General features: G+C 68.0%; 16 protein-coding genes and 4 tRNA genes. 10 read left to right on the forward strand and 10 right to left on the reverse strand.

Annotated features, from left to right (window positions below):
- Window positions 1–15 precede the first annotated feature (15 nt).
- Window positions 16–588 (forward strand): DUF2867 domain-containing protein, encoded by a 573-nt coding sequence (locus FHG54_RS09035; protein ID WP_139416978.1) that lies wholly within the window; start codon window positions 16–18, stop codon window positions 586–588.
- An 80-nt stretch (window positions 589–668) separates the two neighbouring features.
- On the opposite strand, the gene FHG54_RS09040 is transcribed toward FHG54_RS09035, so the two are convergent.
- The 4 genes from FHG54_RS09040 to FHG54_RS09055 form a co-directional block, all read right to left on the reverse strand.
- Complete coding sequence (locus tag FHG54_RS09040) at window positions 669–2,810, reverse strand: 3-hydroxyacyl-CoA dehydrogenase NAD-binding domain-containing protein (RefSeq protein WP_139416979.1); 2,142 nt, start codon at window positions 2,808–2,810, stop codon at window positions 669–671.
- Window positions 2,807–3,943 (reverse strand): thiolase family protein, encoded by a 1,137-nt coding sequence (locus FHG54_RS09045; RefSeq protein ID WP_420837425.1) that lies wholly within the window; start codon window positions 3,941–3,943, stop codon window positions 2,807–2,809. Before FHG54_RS09045 ends, FHG54_RS09040 begins: the two co-directional genes overlap by 4 nt.
- Before the next feature lie 147 nt (window positions 3,944–4,090).
- Window positions 4,091–5,287, reverse strand: coding sequence for a ribonuclease D (locus FHG54_RS09050; protein WP_139416981.1), 1,197 nt, complete (start codon window positions 5,285–5,287; stop codon window positions 4,091–4,093).
- On the reverse strand, window positions 5,280–5,867 hold the full coding sequence (locus FHG54_RS09055; protein ID WP_139416982.1) for a DUF3000 domain-containing protein: 588 nt from the start codon (window positions 5,865–5,867) through the stop codon (window positions 5,280–5,282). The genes FHG54_RS09050 and FHG54_RS09055 overlap by 8 nt, the downstream gene beginning before the upstream one ends.
- Window positions 5,868–5,952: 85 nt before the next feature.
- Here FHG54_RS09055 and FHG54_RS09060 point away from each other — a divergent pair, with 85 nt between their 5' ends.
- The gene (locus tag FHG54_RS09060) at window positions 5,953–7,167 is read left to right on the forward strand and encodes an alpha/beta hydrolase family protein (RefSeq protein ID WP_139416983.1); all 1,215 of its coding nucleotides are present in this window, start codon (window positions 5,953–5,955) and stop codon (window positions 7,165–7,167) included.
- A 9-nt stretch (window positions 7,168–7,176) separates the two neighbouring features.
- On the opposite strand, the gene FHG54_RS09065 is transcribed toward FHG54_RS09060, so the two are convergent.
- Both FHG54_RS09065 and FHG54_RS09070 read right to left on the reverse strand, forming a co-directional pair.
- Window positions 7,177–7,617, reverse strand: coding sequence for a SufE family protein (locus FHG54_RS09065; protein WP_139416984.1), 441 nt, complete (start codon window positions 7,615–7,617; stop codon window positions 7,177–7,179).
- Between the two features lie 73 nt (window positions 7,618–7,690).
- Window positions 7,691–8,590, reverse strand: a complete 900-nt coding sequence (locus FHG54_RS09070) for a sulfurtransferase (RefSeq protein WP_139416985.1) — start codon at window positions 8,588–8,590, stop codon at window positions 7,691–7,693.
- Window positions 8,591–8,743: 153 nt separating this feature from the next.
- Here FHG54_RS09070 and zapE point away from each other — a divergent pair, with 153 nt between their 5' ends.
- From zapE to FHG54_RS09085, 3 genes are all read left to right on the forward strand, one after another.
- Entirely contained in the window at window positions 8,744–9,799 is a 1,056-nt protein-coding gene (gene zapE / locus FHG54_RS09075; protein ID WP_139416986.1) for a cell division protein ZapE, read from the forward strand.
- A gap of 189 nt (window positions 9,800–9,988) precedes the next feature.
- Window positions 9,989–11,209, forward strand: coding sequence for an ammonium transporter (locus tag FHG54_RS09080; RefSeq protein WP_139416987.1), 1,221 nt, complete (start codon window positions 9,989–9,991; stop codon window positions 11,207–11,209).
- A 58-nt stretch (window positions 11,210–11,267) separates the two neighbouring features.
- On the forward strand, window positions 11,268–11,807 hold the full coding sequence (locus tag FHG54_RS09085; RefSeq protein WP_211197744.1) for a type II toxin-antitoxin system PemK/MazF family toxin: 540 nt from the start codon (window positions 11,268–11,270) through the stop codon (window positions 11,805–11,807).
- 14 nt (window positions 11,808–11,821) lie between these two features.
- Here FHG54_RS09085 and FHG54_RS09090 read toward each other — a convergent pair whose 3' ends face one another.
- Together FHG54_RS09090 and FHG54_RS09095 are read right to left on the reverse strand one after the other, a co-directional pair.
- Window positions 11,822–12,181: a VOC family protein gene (locus FHG54_RS09090; RefSeq protein WP_139416988.1), complete on the reverse strand. Its 360-nt coding sequence runs from the start codon at window positions 12,179–12,181 to the stop codon at window positions 11,822–11,824.
- 118 nt (window positions 12,182–12,299) lie between these two features.
- Window positions 12,300–12,372 (reverse strand) — tRNA-Val (locus FHG54_RS09095).
- A 269-nt stretch (window positions 12,373–12,641) separates the two neighbouring features.
- Here FHG54_RS09095 and FHG54_RS09100 point away from each other — a divergent pair.
- The 3 genes from FHG54_RS09100 (at window position 12,642) to FHG54_RS09110 (ending at window position 12,944) form a co-directional block, all read left to right on the forward strand.
- Window positions 12,642–12,713: transfer RNA gene (locus tag FHG54_RS09100), tRNA-Gly, on the forward strand.
- A 57-nt stretch (window positions 12,714–12,770) separates the two neighbouring features.
- A tRNA-Cys gene (locus tag FHG54_RS09105) sits at window positions 12,771–12,844 on the forward strand.
- A gap of 25 nt (window positions 12,845–12,869) precedes the next feature.
- Window positions 12,870–12,944, forward strand: a tRNA-Val gene (locus tag FHG54_RS09110).
- 58 nt (window positions 12,945–13,002) lie between these two features.
- Here the strand turns inward: FHG54_RS09110 and FHG54_RS09115 are convergent.
- Window positions 13,003–13,596 (reverse strand): hypothetical protein, encoded by a 594-nt coding sequence (locus tag FHG54_RS09115; protein WP_139416989.1) that lies wholly within the window; start codon window positions 13,594–13,596, stop codon window positions 13,003–13,005.
- 167 nt (window positions 13,597–13,763) lie between these two features.
- Between FHG54_RS09115 and thrS the strand changes: the two genes are divergently transcribed.
- The gene (gene thrS / locus FHG54_RS09120) at window positions 13,764–15,710 is read left to right on the forward strand and encodes a threonine--tRNA ligase (protein WP_233437911.1); all 1,947 of its coding nucleotides are present in this window, start codon (window positions 13,764–13,766) and stop codon (window positions 15,708–15,710) included.
- Window positions 15,707–16,270 carry an HIT family protein gene (locus tag FHG54_RS09125; protein ID WP_139416991.1) on the forward strand — a complete coding sequence of 188 codons (564 nt, stop codon included), beginning with the start codon at window positions 15,707–15,709 and terminating at the stop codon, window positions 16,268–16,270. The genes thrS and FHG54_RS09125 overlap by 4 nt, the downstream gene beginning before the upstream one ends.
- 4 nt (window positions 16,271–16,274) lie before the next feature.
- Here the strand turns inward: FHG54_RS09125 and pdxY are convergent, their stop codons facing one another.
- Complete coding sequence (pdxY, locus tag FHG54_RS09130) at window positions 16,275–17,126, reverse strand: pyridoxal kinase PdxY (protein WP_139416992.1); 852 nt, start codon at window positions 17,124–17,126, stop codon at window positions 16,275–16,277.
- Window positions 17,127–17,137: the final 11 nt, after the last annotated feature.

Consider the following 17,137-nt stretch of genomic DNA (forward strand, 5'->3'; position numbering starts at 1 on the left):
GAGGAGGCGAAACCGATGGGACGACCCGAAGGCGACCGCATCCGCCACCCGCGGCGGATCCACGCGGTCGCTCACGACTTCCGTGCAGAGGATGTGTGGGAGATTTCCGAGCCTGATCTTGCCGAGACATCCCTGCTCGATGCCGATTACGCCGACGAGTTCGCCCTGATCACGTGCACGGCGGCAACTCCCGAGCAATGGGCCAGGGCGATGTTCGGCGACATTCCGACCGTCGCCGAGCGACTGATCTGGCGCGGCTTGCTCGGCATCCGACTCAGTCGGGGGCGCTCGGCGCGGACCATCGCGGGGTGGCGGATCGCCGAACGCGGCGATCGATGGATCCGGCTGGAGGCCGACTCCTGGTTCTTGAGCGCCAACCTCATCGTGCGCACGACCGGCGATGGCGTCTCGCTCACCACCGTCGTGCGATACGACCGCAGCATCGGCCGGGTCATCTGGGCGCCCCTCTCGGCCATCCATCGTCGGCTGATTCCGGGTGTGCTCCGCAGCGCCGACGAGATCCGAGCGCCCAGACGACGGGAGTCGGATTCGCGATCGCGCGCGACTCAGCCCTCAGGCCGCACCTGACGCCGCGCGGCGGAAGGCGCCGCCCGCTCTGCGGACGACGCCTCCGGCCCACTGGCACGTGGCGCGTTCAGGGCCTGCTGTCAGTTGCTCACGCCGCGAACCGGCGGGTGGTGGAACGTGTCGCCGAAGACGCGCTCGGAGGCTCCGACCCGATCGAGGTACGGCGTCAGGCCGCCCATCTGGAACGGGAAGCCGGCGCCGAGCACCATGCAGAGGTCGATGTCCTCAGCAGCCGCGACCACGTCGTCGTCGAGCATGAGACGTACCTCGCGCGCGAGGCCGTCTTGCAGGGCGATGAGGATCTCGTCGGCCGGGCGGGGGTTCCTGCCGCCTCCGACGATCTTCAGCGCACCCTTGTCGAAGCCCTTGACCTTGCCCTTGTCGTCTTTGTCGAGCAGTGTGCCGTAGTCGGCGAGCCGGTGCAGGTTCTCGCTGCGGTAGAACCGCTCGGGGAACGCGGCATGGTGCGTGTCGAGCACGTGCGCCCCGACCTTCAGGCCCACGAGGTCGAGCAGCGCCGAAGGCGCCATGGGCAGGCCGAGCGGGGCCATCGCCTCGTCGACGGTCTGGAAGGAAGTGCCCTCGTCGACGGCCCGCATGGCTTCGCCGAGCAGCACGGCGAGGAGCCGGTTGACGACGAAGCCGGGGGTGTCGGCGGTGATGACGGCGTTCTTCTTCAGGGTCTTCGCGGTCACCATGGCCGTCGAGAGCGTCGCCTCGTCGGTATGCGGCGTCTTCACGACCTCGATGAGCGGCATGACCGCGACCGGGGTGAAGAAGTGGAAGCCCACGAGACGTTCGGGGTGCGCGAGCTTCGCTCCGATCTGCTCGACCGAGAGCGACGAGGTGTTCGTCGCGAGCACGGCCTCGGGCGAGATGAACTGCTCCACCTCGGCGAAGACGTTCTGCTTGATTTCGAGTTCTTCGAACACGGCCTCGATGACCCAGTCGCAGTCGGCGAAGGCGGCCTTGTCGGTCGTGCCGGTGACGAGCGCCTTCAGACGGTTCGCCTCATCGGGGGAGATGCGGCCCTTCGCAAGGAGCTTGTCGATCTCTTCGGCGATGTAGGCGACGCCCTTGTCGACGCGCGCCTGGTCGAGGTCGGTGATGACCACCGGCACTCGCAGCCGGCGCACGAAGAGCAACGCGAGCTGGCCGGCCATGTACCCGGCACCGAGCACCCCGACCTTGGTGACCTTCTTCGCGATCGCCTTGTCGGGCGCACCGGCGGGCCGCTTCGTGCGCTTCTGCACGAGGTTGAAGGCGTAGATCGAGGCGTGCAGCTGGTCGCCGCCGATGAGCTCGGTGAGTACCTCGTCTTCGCGCTGGAACCCCTCGGCGCGAGTGCCGCTCTTGGCCGCCTTCATCAGGTCGAGCGCGGCGTACGGCGACTGCGGGATCGAACCGATGCGGCTCTTCAGCATCTTCGTGGCGATACCGATCGCCGCGTCCCACTTGACGAGCCGCTCGACCTTGCCCGGCTCGTTGCGACGCTTCACCGTGATGCGGCCCGAGATCACCTCGTCGGCCCAGCGGATCGAGTCCTCGAGGTAGCTCACCGAGGGGAAGATCGCGTCGGCGATGCCGAGGTCGTAGGCATCCTGACCCTTGAGGGTGCGGTTCTGCTTCAACGGATTCTCGATGACGACCTTGAGGGCGTTCTCGATGCCGATGAGGTTCGGCAGGATGGTCGCGCCGCCCCATCCGGGGATGAGCCCGAGGAACACCTCGGGCAGCGCAAGCGCCGGCGCCGAGGCATCCACCGTGCGGTAGTCGGCGTGCAGGCCGATCTCGAGGCCGCCACCGAGCGCGAGGCCGTTGTAGAACACGAACGTCGGCACGCCGACGCTGCTCAGCTTGCCCAGCGCGTAGTGGCCGAGCTGCACGAACTTCGTGGCTGTCTCTGTGTCGGGGATCTCGGCGACCTTCGAGAGATCGGCCCCCGCCGCAAGAATGAACGGTTTGCCGGTGACCGCGACGGCATCGATCTCGCCTGCGGCGGCGCGGGCCTTCAGCTCGTCGAGCGTCTTCGCGTACTCGAGCAGCGTGGCCGCGCCGAGCGTGTTCGGCCGGGTGTGGTCGCGGCCGTTGTCGAGCGTCAGGAGTGCGAGCGTCTTGCCCGCGGAGAGCGGGACATCGCGGACGTAGGAGTGCGTGACGACCTCGTCGTCGCCTGCGAGGGCGACGAGCGAGTCGAAGTCGATCTTCGTGTAGTCGGTCATCGGGCCTTCTTCGCCTTCTTGTCGTAGTTCGGGTTCTCCCAGACCATGGTGCCGCCCTGGCCGAGGCCGACGCACATGCTCGTGATGCCGTAGCGCACGTCGGGTCGCTCGGTGAATTGGCTCGCGAGCTGGTTCATGAGGCGCACGCCCGAGGACGCGAGAGGGTGACCGACCGCGATCGCACCGCCCCACGGGTTGATGCGAGGGTCGTCATCTGCGATGCCGTAGTGGTCCATGAACGAGAGCACCTGCACCGCGAACGCCTCGTTCATCTCGAAGAGGCCGATGTCGTCGATCGAGAGGCCCGCCTTGCGCAGTGCCTTCTCGGTCGCGGGGATCGGACCGATGCCCATGATCTCGGGGTCGACGCCCGCGAAGGCGTAGCTGACGAGTTTCATCTTCGGCGAGAGGCCGAGTTCTTTCGCCGCGGCACCCGAGGCGAGGATCGCCGCCGTCGCACCGTCGTTCAATCCCGACGCGTTGCCGGCGGTGATGCGGCCATGCGGACGGAACGGCGTCTTCAGCGCTGCCAGACCCTCGAGCGTCGTCTCGGGGCGCATGACCTCGTCGCGCGTTGCGAGACCCCAGCCCGCGTCGGTGCGGATCGCGACGGGCACGAGATCCTGCTGGATCTTGCCGGCGGCATAGGCCGCTGCCGTCTTCTGCTGGCTCGCGAGGGCGAAGCGGTCGCTGCGCTCCTTGGTGAGTTGCGGGAACCGGTCGTGGATGCGCTCGGCGGTCGCGCCCATCACAAGGGCGTCTTCGCCGACGAGGCGCTCGCTGAGGAACCGCGGGTTCGGATCGACGCCCGAGCCCATCGGGTGATGCCCCATGTGCTCGACGCCGCCGGCGATCGCGACGTCGTACATGCCGAAGCCGATCGAGCCCGACATCATCGCCGCAGCCGTCATGGCTCCCGCGCACATGCGGTCGATCGAGAAGCCGGGCACGGTCTTCGGCAGGCCGGCGAGGATCGCGGCCGTACGGCCGAGGGTGAGTCCCTGGTCTCCGGTCTGGGTGGTCGCGGCGATGGCCACGTCGTCGATGCGGTCTTTGGGAACGTTCGGGTTGCGCTCGAGGAGTCCGACGATCGCCTTCACGACGAGGTCATCGGCCCGGGTGTTCCAGTACATACCCTTGTCGCCGGCCTTGCCGAACGGGGTACGGACCCCGTCGACGAATACGACTTCAGCTTGATCAGCCACGCTGCAGCTCACTTTCGGTCAGTTGCCTCGATCCTACGAACGCCCCTGAGGGGGCGCTGAATCGCTTGACGGAATCTACGAACCGTCGGAGGTGGCGTCCTCGACGGATTGTGCCGCCTCGACAAACGCATCGACGATTCTCTGTGAGGTTGCGGCAAGCTGCCAGTGCCGCGCGCCGAGCGCGAGCAGCGCCCCGCCGATCGACTCCGCTGTCGGCTCCGCGGGCGGCGTCCACGCCACCCGGCGCAGGTGGTCGGGGGTCAACAGGTTCTCCACGGGCATGTTCATCTGTTCTGCGACCTCTGCCACGGCGATCTTCGCGAGCCGGAGGCGGGCGTCGGCCTCGGGGTTCCGCACGGCCCACGCGCGCGGCGGCGGCGGCGCGTCGCTCGGCACTCGCACCTGGGGCATCTCGGTCGTCGCGAGCCCGCGCTCGACTGCGGCCCACCAGCGGTCGAGCTCCGTGCGGCTCGCGCGTCCGTTGAACTCGCGCAGGTCGGCGAGGGCGCGCCGGGTCGATGGCAGCGATCGGGCGACGGCGAGAAGCGAGGCATCCGGAACCAGGCGCCCCGGTGCCACGTCGAGTTCGGATGCGAGTGCGTCGCGCGCGAGCCAGATCTCGCGAGCGACCGCGAGGTTTCGGGGGCTGCGCATGGCATGGATGCCGGAGAGCCGGCGCCAGGGCTCTGCGGCAGGCGGTTTGGCGGCGCGGTGCAGCACGGCGTCGAACTCCTCGGCCGCGAGCTCGGACTTCTCATCCTCTTCGAGTCGGGCGCCGAGCTTCTCGCGTACGTCGACGAGGAGTTCGACGTCGAGTGCCGCGTACTTCAGCCACGGTTGCGGCAACGGCCGCGTCGACCAGTCGGATGCCGAGTGCTCCTTGGCGAGTCTGATGTCGAGCAGTTCCTCCACGACCGAAGCAAGGCCCACCCTCTGCAGGCCGAGGAGACGTGCGGCGAGTTCGGTGTCGAAGATGCGCTCGGGGTCGAGGCCGACCTCCCGGAGGCACGCGAGGTCCTGGCTCGCCGCGTGCAGCACCCACTCCTCGGGGCGGATGGCGCGCTGCAGCGCTGAGAAGTCGGGAATCTGCGGCGGGTCGAAGAGGAATGTGCCCGAGCCGCGCCGATACATCTGGATGAGATAGGCGCGTTGCGAGTAGCGGAACCCGCTCGCCCGTTCGGCATCAACCGCGATCGGGCCCTCGCCCGCTTGGATCAGGCTCACCGCTTCATCGAAGGCGGCAGCGGTTTCGATCACTCGGAACTCATCCACGGTTCGACCTCCGACGAGGCAGGGGAGTCACCCCTTCTGACCGAGGCGGCAGCCCTGCGAGCATGCACAACAGTTCAGCCCAGCCTTCCACATGCGGCCCGATGACCGAGTCGAGGGGCGTCCATGAGGCGCGCAGCTCGATCTGCGCGCCGTCGCCCTGGCGGGCCAGCTCGCCGAAACCGGTGGAGAGGATCTTCGTGGCGGTGCCGGAGGCGGCGATGTAACGGGCGCCGCGCGCATCGAGTGCGTCGACGAGCCACGACCACGCGACGTCGGCGAGGAACGGGTCGAGTCCGATGTCGGTTTCGAGCGGCGCCTGTGCGAAGCAGACGATGCGGAACCGGCCGCCCCACGCCTCTGGTTCGCTCGCGTCGTGCAGCAGCACGAACCGTCCGGTGCCGAGTTCGGAGTCGTCGTGACGGCTCGGTGTGACATCGGCCGAGAGCGCGACCGCATTCGGGGCGAGCGAGCCGGGTGCGGCGATCTCCGAGACGCGCAGCTCCGCCCGGGGAGCGGCCGCCCGGAGCGAGCCGAGGGCGGCCTCGAACTCCGGTGGAAGTTGAGGCGCTGAGTCGGGCACGAGTGCAGACTAGAGTCTCGGGTAGCGGGGGCGTCGGCGGCACGCCGCACCTCCGGCATACGGCGACTGCTTCGGGAGGAAACGGATGCGTCCACGCAACGGCGGCGCGGCGGCACTCGGCATTGCGGCCGCGGCCGTCGGACTCATCGCCGTGACGATCGGCGCCGCGACCGCCGCCACTGCGGTGTTCTTCGCGCGCAAGGTCGTGACACCGCCCGAGAAGCGCGAAGAGGATGTGCGCGTCGCGCGTGTCGATCTCGCGGCGGGCGATATCACCCTGCTCGGCTCGGCCGAGACTCGCATGCGCGGCCGGTACGGCTTCTGGTTCGACCACGACGCGGGTCATGCCCGGCTCGGAGACGTCATCGTCGACGGCGAGCGCGAAGTGCGGCGCAGCATCGAGTCCGTCGACTTCGGCCGCCTCGACCGGGCGAGCCGCGGCCGCATCAACGGCTGGTACCACCTCGGCCCATGGGAACTCGGCCTCCCCTACGAGAACGTCGTCGTCGAGACCGACCTCGGCCCGGCGCCCGCATGGGTCATCAGGGCGGCGGATGCCTCGGCGCGATGGGTGATCCAAGTGCACGGGCGCGGCGCCAAGCGACCGGAGGGCCTTCGCGCGGTGGCCCCCGCACACGACGCCGGCTGGAACGCCCTCCTGATCTCGTACCGCAACGACGGAGAGGCGCCCGAGAGCAACGACCGCAGATACGGCCTCGGAGGAACCGAGTGGGCCGACGTCGTCGATGCGACCCGGTTCGCGGTCGACCAGGGCGCCGAGGAGATCGTGCTCATGGGCTGGTCGATGGGCGGGGCGATCTCGCTCCAGGCGGTGCTGCGATCGCCTGAGGTGCGACAACGACTCGTCGGGGTGATGCTCGATTCACCGGCGATCGACTGGACCGACATCCTGCGCTTCCAGGGTCAGCTCTACAACTTCCCGCCCGAACTGGGTGATCTCGTGGTGCGGGTGCTCGGCGGGCCGCTCGGCGGCGGCCTCACGGGCATCGCGGCGCCGATCGACGTCGAAGACCTCGACCCGATCGCTCGGGCCGACGAGTTCGACGTGCCGATGCTGCTCATGCACAGCGTCGACGACGGATTCGTGCCGATCGACGGCTCACGCCGGTTCGCGGCCGCCCGGCCCGACCTCATCGAGTTCGAGGAGTTCGAGGGCGCGCGCCACACGAAGCTCTGGAACGCCGAGCCCGAGCGGTGGACCGGGCTCGTGCACGACTGGCTCGCCCGTCGCAGCGAGACCGTGGCTCGACTCGGCGACGAGGCGGAGATCGTCGGCTGACGAGCAGCCTCAGGCTGCGACGCGCTCGCGCACCTGCCGCTTGATGCGGCCGAGCATGCCGGTCATGCCGCGCACGCGGAGCGGCGAGACCGCCTCATTGAGGCCGAGTGACTGCGGGTAGTCGGCGGGCACGTCGAGCACGTCGTCGGCGCTCAGGCCGTCGAGACCCTGCACGAGGATCGAGGCGAAGCCGCGCGTCGTCGGCGATTCGGCCGGCGCGGTGGCATGCAGGTGCACCCGCTGCGCCTCGTCGACCTCGACGAAGATGAACACGGGGGACTGGCACTCCTCGACCCGTTCGAACAGGTCGGGGTGGTCGGCGTACCGCTCGGGCAACTCGGGCAGCTCGTTCGAGAACTCGAGCAACAGTTGCAGGCGGTCGCGCACGCCGAGTGCGAGGAAGTCGTCGCGGGTCTCGGCGAGGCGTGCGGGCAGGGTCGTCGAAGTCATCGGGATCCATTCTTCCACGGGTTGCGTGCGCCCGCCCGAGTAGCCGACCCGAGGGCCTGCTCGACTGCCTGCGTCAACGGGCAGGTGCCTCGCCGCGCTCTTCGCCGGTGACGATCGGCACGCGCACCGCACTGCCCCACTCGGTCCACGAACCGTCGTAGTTGCGCACCTTCTCGAACCCGAGCAGGTGGTTCAACACGAACCAGGTGTGGCTCGAGCGTTCGCCGATACGGCAGTACGCGATGATGTCGTCGCCGTCGGCGAGGCCGACCTCGTCGCGGTAGATCGCGTCGAGTTCGGGGCGGGATCGGAACGTGCCGTCGGCGGCAGCGGCACGGGCCCATGGCACGGATGCCGCGGTGGGAATGTGACCCGCACGCAGAGCGCTCTCTTCGGGATAGGCAGGCGCGGTCGTGCGCTCACCGTTGTACTCCTCTGGTGAGCGCACGTCGATGAGCGGGTTGCCGAAGTGGGCGAGCACGTCGTCCTTGTAGGCGCGCACGACATGGTCGTCACGCTCGACGACCGGGTACTCGACCGGCGTCACCTCAGGGGCGGCGGTCGTGAGTTCGCGGCCCTCTGCGATCCAGAGATCGCGGCCGCCGTCGAGCAGACGCACGTCTTCGTGGCCGAAGAGCGTGAAGACCCAGAGGGCGTAGGCGGCCCACCAGTTGTTCTTGTCGCCGTAGATCACGACGGTCGTGTCGCGGGCGATGCCCTTCGAGCCCAGGAGGGCGGCGAACTGCTCACCGTCGACGTAGTCGCGAACGACGGGGTCGTTGAGGTCGAGGTGCCAGTCGATCTTCACGGCGCCCGGAATGTGGCCGGTCTCGTACAGCAGTACGTCCTCATCGGACTCGACGACGACCAGCCCGGGTCGGCCGAGGTGCTCGGCGAGCCATCCGGTGGTGACGAGACGCTCGGGGTGGGCGTACTCGGCGAACTTCGCAGCGGCGTCGTACTCGGCGGACATCGGGTACCTCCTGGGATCGCCCGGTCGGGCGGGGTGTTCGGGGGAGCGGACTAGGCTGATCACCTGTCCACCACGAATCTACGCGGCGCACGGGGGCAAGTCACAGCCCCCGTCATCGGATGCAACGAAATGCACATCGGGAGCTCCTCCAGCATGACCACGGCATCGAGCCAGCCACTCATCCGTCTCGTCGAGAGGAATCCGTCGATCTCGGGTGCCGAGATCGCTTCGGAGCTGTCACCGCCCCCGCAGTTCGCACACGCGTCGTTCGAGTCGTACCGGCCCGATCCCGAGTTCGCATCGCAACAGGCGGCGCTCGATCGCCTGAAGGAGTTCGCCGGCGCGTGGCGTGCCGCGCAGCGCCCGGGCGGGTTCTTCTCGCGCAAGCGCCCGGCACGCATCGAGTTGCCGGGCGTCTACCTCGACGGCGGGTTCGGCGTCGGCAAGACGCACTTGCTCGCCGCGCTCTGGCATGTGGCGCACGGCCCCAAGTACTTCGGCACGTTCATCGAGTACACGGCGCTCGTCGGCGCTCTCGGCTACCGGCCGGCGGTCGAGTTGCTGCGCGGTGCGAAGCTGATCTGCATCGACGAGTTCGAGCTCGACGACCCGGGCGACACGATGCTCATGACGCGGTTCCTCGGTGAGCTCATGGCCGGCGGCACGCGCGTCGCCGCGACGTCGAACACGCCGCCGAACGCTCTCGGCGAGGGGCGGTTCGCCGCCTCCGACTTCCTCCGCGAGATCCACGCCCTCTCATCGAATTTCGAGACGCTGCGCATCGACGGCCTCGACTACCGTCGTCGCGACACCGAGGGCCACGCAGCGTCGCTCGCGGGCGATGCCGACGTCGCACACACCGCCGGGGCGCTCGCCGAGCGCGGGCACCGCGTCTCGCTCGACGGCTTCGACGACGTCGTCGCGCACCTCGCGACCGTGCACCCGTCGAAGTACGTGAAGCTCGTCGCCGGGCTCGAGTTCATCGCCCTCGAGGGGGTGCACGAGCTCTCCGACCAGAACGCGGCGCTGCGCCTCGTGGCCTTCATCGACCGCGTCTACGACGCCGAGGTGCCCATCATCGCAAGTGGTGTGCCGCTCGACGAGGTGTTCGCCGCCGACATGATGTCAGGCGGTTACCGCAAGAAGTACCTCCGGGCGATGTCGCGCATGATCGCGCTCACCACGGGCGAACTGCCTCCGCACGACTGAGCCCGCGCCACGCGGCATCCCGAAACATGCTCGTTACACGGGCCGCGAGTTCGTAACGGACTCGAAACGAAGCATGCAGCGTGGCTGAAACGAACCCGCACCATTCTGATCGCAGTACCCGAGACCGACGCCCCCGTCACCCTCGCGGTATGTCCCCTGCAGATTCACCGAGGTGTGAGGATTTTTCCAATGGATACGGGAAGCATTGCGTGGGCCATCACGGCCACAGCGCTCGTACTGTTCATGACGCCGGGCGTCGCCTTCTTCTACGGCGGGCTCGTCAAGGCGAAGAGCGTCGTCAGCATGATGATGATGAGCTTCGGCGCGCTCGGGCTCGTCGGCGTGCTCTGGGTGCTGTACGGCTTCAACATGAGCGCAGTGGGCGGCGTCTGGGACTTCGCGGGCAACCCGTTCTCGGACTTCGGCCTCGGCGCCCTCGCGACCGGAGAGTCGGCCAACACCGACCTGATCGGCGTCGCGTTCGGCGCGACGTTCGCGATCATCACCGTCGCGCTCATCTCGGGCGCCATCGCCGACCGTGCCAAGTTCGGCTCGTGGTTGGTCTTCGCCGGCATCTGGGCGACGCTCGTCTACTTCCCGGTCGCGGCCTGGGTGTGGGGCGGCGGCTGGATTCTCAACCTCGGTGAGAGCCTCGGCCTGCCGGGCGTCATCGACTACGCGGGCGGCACGGCCGTGCACATCAACGCCGGTGCGGCTGCCCTCGCCCTCGCCCTCGTGCTCGGCAAGCGCGTCGGATTCCAGAAGGGCATGGACAAGCCGCACAACGTGCCGCTCACGCTTCTCGGCGCCGCAGTGCTCTGGTTCGGCTGGTTCGGCTTCAACGCCGGCGCCGAGTGGCTCAACGGCCTCGCGAACACCGGCCTGATCGTGCTCAACACGCTCGGCGCGACCGCTGCGGCAATCCTCGGCTGGCTCGTCGTGGAGAAGATCAAGGACGGCAAGCCCACCGCGGTCGGCGCCGGATCCGGCGCCGTCGCCGGACTCGTCGCGGTCACTCCGGCCTGTGCGAACCTCGAACCCGGCTGGGCGCTGCTGCTCGGCGCGGTCGCCGGAGCCGTCTGCGCCCTCGCCATCGAGCTGAAGTTCAAGCTCGGCTTCGACGACTCGCTCGACGTCGTGGGCATCCACCTCGTCGGCGGCCTCATCGGCACCCTGTACCTCGGGTTCTTCGCCATCGACACCGGTCTCTTCACCGGCGGCGACCTCGGTCAGCTCGCGGTGCAGACGATCGCCGCACTCGCCGTGCTGCTCTACTCCTTCGTCGTCGCCTTCGTGCTCGGCTTCGCGATCGAGAAGACGATCGGCTTCCGCGTCAAGAACGAGGACGAGATCGCCGGCATCGACACCGTCGTGCACGGCGAGGAGGGCTACAAGCTCGAGACGGTCTGAGTCGGCGGGCGCGTTCGCGGGCCCGCCTCGCCTGAGGGCGGTGGGGTAGTGTGCCGGTGTGTCAGACACCGGCCGCTTCCTCACCGCCCTCTCCCGTGCCGTCAAGTCCCTGTTCGGCAGCGGGTCGAACACTGCGGATGTCGCGGCACGAACCTCGACGTCGACCGGCACCGTCTCACCGGGGCAGACGGGCGAGACCGCCACGATCGAGGTGGATCCGCGTCGCCTCCGCGGCGTCGAACTGGGCTATTCGCCGTCGCGCGACGGCGAACCCGACCCGGGAGAGGTCGTGTGGACCTGGGTGCCCTACGAAGAGAACGATGGGCGTGGCAAGGATCGCCCGGTCGTCGTCGTGGCGGCATCCGCCGCCGGTGAATATCTCGCGGTGCAGCTGACCAGCAAGGAGCATGACGGCGATCGCGACTTCGTGTCGCTCGGAGCCGGTGCCTGGGACGGCGAGGGACGCCCGAGCTGGGCGCGCATCGACCGGGTGTTCCGCGTGCGGACCGGCGGGATGCGCCGCGAAGCGGCTTCGCTCGATGCCGAGCGCTACAGCCGTCTTGCCGCCGCACTCGATGCGAGGTACGGCTGGCGCTGAGGCGCGACCGCAGCTCAGGCCCGCGGCGGGCGGTGGAGCCCGAACGGCGACCCCTGGTCATCGCGGCACAGCCGGAACTCCCCGTAGATCGCGATCGACGCTTCATCGTCGGCGCCCTCCACTGCCGACACCGTGCCGCCGAGACGCTCGACCCGTGCGACCGCGGCATCGAGGTCATCCACGCGGAAGAACACGTACGGCGCCGCGCCCGGGTCGCCGCCGTGCACGCCCGCGGGCACGCCGACCCCGTCGATCGAGTAGCCGTTGCCGCCGGGGCCCGACTCGAAGGTCCAGTCGAAGAGCTTGCCGTAGAAGCTGCGTGCGGTGGTGGCATCCGATGCGCCGAATTCGATGAACGAGACCTCACCCGACATGGCTTCTCTCCCTCGCCTCGCGTATTCACGGCACACCGTACTCGGCGGTCGGAACCGCCACAACGGGGGAGGGGCCGCCCGGGTATGAAGAAAGCCCCCAGTGGAGTGGGGGCTTTCGTGGGCGATGCCGGGCTCGAACCGACGACCTCTTCCGTGTGAAGGAAGCGCGCTACCAGCTGCGCCAATCGCCCATGTTGCATTCGCGAGTCACCGTGGTGACCGCGGACTCGATACTAGCCGACCGTGCGGGGTGATTGCACATCGGGCGCGAAGCTGCCAGGGCCGAGAGCGCGGAGATGGGCTCGGGGTCTCGCCGTGTGCCTCGATTCCGCTCGACACGCCCGGGATATCGGAGCGGAATGGTGCAGTGACCGGCCCGAACCGTCACCACCTCTCCGCCGGTTTGTGAATCGTTCGGAGTATCGGTTAGAGTCTTCCTGCACGCAGAAATGCGAGCGATGCGGATGTGGCGCAGTGGTAGCGCATCACCTTGCCAAGGTGAGGGTCGCGAGTTCGAATCTCGTCATCCGCTCTGATCAGGATCGGGCGAAAGCCCGATTCCTGTTCTTTTGGTGGTGAACCCAAACACGGTGGATTGGCCGAGTGGCGAGGCAGCGGCCTGCAAAGCCGTATACACGGGTTCGAATCCCGTATCCACCTCCAAGCTGAGAACTTCCATTCTCGCCTTGGGCGATTGGCGCAGCGGTAGCGCGCTTCCCTGACACGGAAGAGGTCACTGGTTCGATCCCAGTATCGCCCACCACACGAAAGCCCCGGCAATGCCGGGGCTTTCGCCGTTCCCGGGTCGTGCCGTCGCCGAGTCACCCGACCTGCTCGAAGATGAGCGGGGGATAGGTGATGCGGGTCGTGTACCAGGCCCACGAGTCGCCCGCCGTCTGCTCGATCGCAGCCCAGCCGCCGTGGGCGGGCAGGTTCTTCAGGGTGAGGCTCACGGTGTGCTTTCCGTTCACGCTCCTGGGTCCCGCGCCGACGACGGTTCCGGATGCCGCATAGCCGCTCGCGTTCAGCGTCACCGGGGCTCCGGACTCCACCGAGAAGGTGCAGACGTACGTTCCCACCCCCGTGATGCCGTAGGCGGCGGGCTCGAAGTGCATGGAGACCGCGGGGTTGCGGGTCGGCGACTCGCGGCGGTCGAAGCCGGCGTAGGGGGTGACGGCGTCGGTCTGCATGATCGTCGGGCGGATCAGGGTGAGATTGGTTCGCCCCTTGCCGACGGTGTGCACGGGCGAGAGGAAGTCGATCGGCGCCCAGAAGATCGGGCCGAGCACGAGCTCCCCGATCCGGTACTTCTCAGCCCACTCCTCGAGGCGGATGTCCGGCTCGAAGTCGTCGAATTCGACCACGCGCTCGTCGAACTCGCTGCGGGAGCCCAGCTCTTTCGATGTCTCGTACATGAGGAAAACTCTAGAACTGTGGAAGTCGAGACGTCTCCGGGACAGCACCGAGGTGCCGAACAGCCGAGACGGCGGCGACTACAGTTGAAGGGTTCTGTAGACCGATCTCAAGGAGTGTCCAGGTGGCCGACGGCTTCGAGCTCTTCACCGACCGATCCGTTGTCGCGATGCGCGTCAACGGCGAGCTCAAGGACCTCGCGACGACGGTCACCGACACCGACACGGTCGACCCCGTCACGATCGACTCGCCCGACGGCCTGAACATCTTGCGACACTCGGCCGCGCACGTGCTCGCGCAGGCGGTGCAGTCGATCAACTCCGAGGCGAAGCTCGGCATCGGCCCGCCCGTCACCGACGGCTTCTACTACGACTTCGACGTCGCCGAGCCGTTCACTCCCGAAGACCTCAAGGCGCTCGACAAGGAGATGTCCCGCATCATCCGTGCCGGCCAGCGCTTCATGCGCCGGGTCGTCACCGACGACGAGGCACGCGCCGAACTCGCGAACGAGCCGTACAAGCTCGAGCTGATCGGCCTCAAGGGCGGGGTGTCGGCGGGCTCGACGAGCACGAGCGACAACGAGAACGTCGAGGTCGGCGCCGGCGAGCTCACCATCTACGACAACGTCGACCCGAAGACCGGTGAGACCGTCTGGAAAGACCTCTGCCGGGGTCCGCACCTGCCGAACACCCGCATGATCGGCAACGGCTGGTCCCTCACCCGCATCGCGGCGGCCTACTGGCGCGGTTCGGAGAAGAACCCCCAGCTTCAGCGCATCTACGGCACCGCGTGGCCGACGAAAGACGAACTGCGCGCCTATCAGCACCGACTCGAGGAGGCCGCGCGACGCGACCATCGCAAGCTCGGTCGCGATCTCGACCTCTTCAGCTTTCCCGAGGAGATCGGTTCGGGCCTGTCGGTCTGGCACCCCCGCGGCGGAGTCGTGCGCATGGAGATGGAGCAGCATGCTCGTCGTCGCCATATCGAGGGCGGCTACACCTACGTGTACACGCCGCACATCTCGAAGGAAGACCTCTTCCTCACGTCGAACCACCTCGTCACGTACAAGGAGGGGATGTTCCCGCCCATCGTCATGGACGAGGAGCGCGACGCCGAGGGCAACATCACCAAGCACGGCCAGGACTACTACCTGAAGCCGATGAACTGCCCGATGCACATCCTCATCTACAAGGAGCGCGGGCGCAGCTACCGCGACCTGCCGATGCGGCTCGCCGAGAACGGCACCGTCTACCGCAACGAGCTCTCGGGCGCTCTGCACGGGCTCACCCGCGTGCGCGGCTTCACGCAGGACGACTCGCACCTCTTCGTCACGCCCGACCAGCTCGAAGAGGAGGCGACCAAGGTCATCGAGTTCGTCATCTCGATGCTGCGCGACTTCGGCCTCGACGACTTCGAACTCGAGCTGTCGATGCGTGACGACGAGAAGGGCAAGTGGATCGGTTCCGAGGAGTTCTGGGAGTACTCGACGAACGCCCTTCGCAATGTCGCCCGCTCGAGCGGACTCAAGCTGACCGAGATGCCGGGCGAAGCCGCGTTCTACGGGCCGAAGATCGACCTCAAGACCCGTGACGCGATCGGCCGCACCTGGCAGCTCTCGACCGTGCAGGTCGACCCGAACCTGCCCGAACGCTTCGGCCTCGAGTTCACCGACCGCGACGGGCAGAAGAAGCGGCCCATCATGATCCACCGGGCGCTGTTCGGTTCGATCGAACGCTTCTTCGCGATCCTCCTCGAGCACTACGCGGGTGCGTTCCCGGTGTGGCTCGCGCCGGTGCAGGTCGTGGGCATCCCCGTCGCGGATGACTTCGTTCCCTACCTCGGTGCGATCATCGAGCAGCTGAAGGGCGCGGGCGTTCGCGCCGAGCTCGACGTGAGCGACGATCGCATGCAGAAGAAGATCCGCACGCACACCACTCAGAAGGTGCCGCTCCAGCTCATTGCGGGCGAGAGCGACCGCTCGGCCGAGACCGTGAGCTTCCGTTTCCGCGACGGCACGCAGGAGAACGGCGTCGCGATCGCAGAAGCGGTCGAGCGCATCAGGCAGGTCATCGAGGAGCGTCGCCAGGTCGTCACTCGCGACGACCTGTTCGCATGAGCGCGTACCGGCCCGACGAGTTCGAGGGCATCCAGACGGATGCCGCAGCCGACCTCGCGGGTGTGCCCGACGCCTTCCAACGCCTCTGGACGCCGCACCGGCTGGTGTACATCCAGCACGGCCAGCAGCCCGACGAGCACACGTGCCCGTTCTGCCGAGCGCCCGAGATGAGCGACGAGCAGTCGCTCATCGTCGCGCGCGGCACGCACGCGTACGTGCTGCTGAACCTCTACCCGTACAACAGCGGACACCTGTTGGTCTGCCCCTATCGCCATGTGGCGACGTACGACGAGGCCACGCCGGAAGAAATCGCGGAGATCGGCGAGCTCACGCAGATCGCGATGCGCGTGCTGAAGCAGGTGTCGAAGTGCGATGGGTTCAACCTCGGCATGAATCAGGGCCGCATCGCCGGCGCCGGCATCGCCGAGCACCTGCACCAGCACATCGTGCCCCGATGGGCGCTCGACTCGAACTTCTTCCCGATCATCGCGGGCACGAAGGCGCTGCCGCGACTGCTCGGCGAGGTTCGTCACGAGATCGCCGAGGCGTGGCCCCGCTGAGCGCTCAGCGCACCTGACGCACGTCGAACTGCATGCGCGGATCGGCGTACGTCTCCTGCGCCTCCACCAGTTGCAGCTCGCGTTCGCCTGATTCCTGCGTGAGCGACAGCAGGTCGAAGACGCTCGAGGTCGTGCGCGCGAGGGCATCGGCGGCAGAGCCCGTGCGACGGTAGTGCGCGGTGAACAGCGCCGCCGTGACGTCCCCGGAACCGTTGGCCTTCAGCGGCAGCTTCGGGGTCGCCACGATCCACGCCCCCGAATCGTCGACGGCGAGCATCTCGATCGTGCCGTCATCGCGGTCGGGCCGCTCGACGCTCGTGACGAGCACGGTGCGCGGCCCGGTGGCGCGCACGAGCTCGACCGACGCCAGGGTCGACTCGAGCGTGTCGGGTTCGGTCTCCGTGAGAAATCCCAGCTCGAACTGATTGGGCGTGATGATGTCGGCCGCGGGAACCACACGGTCGCGCAGCAGGACCGGGATGGCGGGGGCCACGAAGCATCCGGATTTCGCATTGCCCATGACCGGGTCGCAGGCGTAGACCGCTTCGGGGTTCGCGGACTTGACCCGCGCGACGGCGTCGAGAATCACGTCGGCGATGCCCTCGCCGCCCTGGTACCCCGAGAGCACGACGTCGATCTGCGGGAAGACGCCCCGTTCCTCGATGCCGGTGATGACCTCGCTCACCTCGTCGGGGCTGATCATCGGACCGCGCCAGGCGCCGTAGCCGGTGTGATTCGAGAAGTTGACGGTGTAGACCGGCAACACCTCGACGCCGATGCGCTGCAGGGGGAAGACGGCGGCGGAGTTGCCGACGTGACCGTAGGCGACCGCGGACTGGATCGAGAGAATCTTCACCGCTCGATCAT

The organism is Agromyces laixinhei, from assembly GCF_006337065.1.
Classification (GTDB): Bacteria; Actinomycetota; Actinomycetes; order Actinomycetales; family Microbacteriaceae; genus Agromyces; species Agromyces laixinhei.

Coding starts and splice junctions, on each gene's coding strand:
- FHG54_RS09035 (WP_139416978.1), top strand. CDS start 16: ATGGGACGACCCGAAGGCGACCGCATCCGCCACCCGCGGCGGATCCAC.
- FHG54_RS09040 (WP_139416979.1), bottom strand. CDS start 2,810: ATGACCGACTACACGAAGATCGACTTCGACTCGCTCGTCGCCCTCGCA.
- FHG54_RS09045 (WP_420837425.1), bottom strand. CDS start 3,943: ATGTACTGGAACACCCGGGCCGATGACCTCGTCGTGAAGGCGATCGTC.
- FHG54_RS09060 (WP_139416983.1), top strand. CDS start 5,953: ATGCGTCCACGCAACGGCGGCGCGGCGGCACTCGGCATTGCGGCCGCG.
- FHG54_RS09065 (WP_139416984.1), bottom strand. CDS start 7,617: ATGACTTCGACGACCCTGCCCGCACGCCTCGCCGAGACCCGCGACGAC.
- FHG54_RS09070 (WP_139416985.1), bottom strand. CDS start 8,590: ATGTCCGCCGAGTACGACGCCGCTGCGAAGTTCGCCGAGTACGCCCAC.
- zapE (WP_139416986.1), top strand. CDS start 8,744: ATGACCACGGCATCGAGCCAGCCACTCATCCGTCTCGTCGAGAGGAAT.
- FHG54_RS09080 (WP_139416987.1), top strand. CDS start 9,989: ATGGATACGGGAAGCATTGCGTGGGCCATCACGGCCACAGCGCTCGTA.
- FHG54_RS09090 (WP_139416988.1), bottom strand. CDS start 12,181: ATGTCGGGTGAGGTCTCGTTCATCGAATTCGGCGCATCGGATGCCACC.
- FHG54_RS09115 (WP_139416989.1), bottom strand. CDS start 13,596: ATGTACGAGACATCGAAAGAGCTGGGCTCCCGCAGCGAGTTCGACGAG.
- thrS (WP_233437911.1), top strand. CDS start 13,764: ATGCGCGTCAACGGCGAGCTCAAGGACCTCGCGACGACGGTCACCGAC.
- FHG54_RS09125 (WP_139416991.1), top strand. CDS start 15,707: ATGAGCGCGTACCGGCCCGACGAGTTCGAGGGCATCCAGACGGATGCC.